Origin of the sequence: Streptococcus sp. 2741 (genome assembly GCF_013276315.1) — a bacterium.
GTDB lineage: Bacteria > Bacillota > Bacilli > Lactobacillales > Streptococcaceae > Streptococcus > Streptococcus pseudopneumoniae.
Genome location: NZ_VMKU01000169.1, coordinates 1 through 993, shown reverse-complemented (window position 1 = coordinate 993; position 993 = coordinate 1). Strand labels below are relative to the sequence as shown.

At 29.8% G+C, this 993-nt stretch carries 2 protein-coding genes; one reads left to right on the top strand and one right to left on the bottom strand.

Features of this window, described 5'->3' with window-relative positions; all coding sequences use genetic code 11:
* Nucleotides 1-511, top strand: a 511-nt coding sequence (locus tag HT671_RS11300) for a restriction endonuclease subunit S (protein WP_240148734.1), incomplete at its 5' end; no start/stop codon positions are given.
* Here the strand turns inward: HT671_RS11300 and HT671_RS11295 are convergent.
* Nucleotides 471-993, bottom strand: a 523-nt coding sequence (locus HT671_RS11295) for a restriction endonuclease subunit S (RefSeq protein ID WP_240148736.1), incomplete at its 5' end; no start/stop codon positions are given. The two genes, HT671_RS11300 and HT671_RS11295, sit on opposite strands and share 41 nt — an antisense overlap.

Here is a 993-nt window from a genome sequence, read left to right as displayed (position 1 = left end):
TGATTATGGCTCTTATTATCTGAATAACATTAAAATTGAAATAGATTTTCCAAGAAGATCAACTTGGTTGCTAGCTCCTTTAGAAAAAATTGTAACAACTATTTCAGCTAAGCCTTATCAAATAAAACAGTCTGAAATTGTAAAAGAGGGCAAGATTCCAGTAGTTAGTCAATCTAAAATATTAGTTGAAGGATTTTCTAATAATTTTTCTAAGATTCTAGACTATAAAACAAACGTTGTAATATTTGGTGACCATACAAGAAATCTTAAGATTATAGACTTCCCTTTTGTTGTTGGTGCAGACGGAGTAAAAATTCTGTCTCCAATTTGCTTATCTGCAAAATTTTTAAAATACCACTTAGACTATACGCTATTATTTGTTAGGAACAGGGGCTATGCTCGACATTATTCGTATCTAAAATCTAAAATAATAGGTATTCCTTCAGTTTTAGAACAAAAGAGAATTGTCGCTAAAATTGATTTACTTTTTCAAAAAGTTTCTCAGCTTTAGTAATTATTAATTTTTGTGTACGTATACCTGGAAAATTAATTATAGTTTGAGAAAATCTAGTTTTGTTTAATATAGGAATAGTGGTAGATGATGTATTGTTCTTGAATTGTTTTTGCATAAAATCAGACTGTATAGCTAAAAGTAAAAATTTTGAGTTGACAAAATTAAATACTTCTATGCCATGCATTTGTTGATTGAACGCTCCATCAACACGAACAATCCCAGCAATTCCAATATTTCCAATACCATTTATTAAAATAGAACCTGCTTTTATTTTTCTGGATTTTGTATTTCCTAGAACCGATAAATATTCAGTTGCATTGTATAGTTCTCCTTGTAATAAATCAGCAGGTTTATAGAATGGTATTTCGCCGCCGTAGTTTTCAGGGCTATTTTTAGATGGCGTGTTACCAGTACTAATTATTCCTATATAATTTAATGTTGTCTGTACCCAATTCATAGGTATCTTCCCATAATAAGAG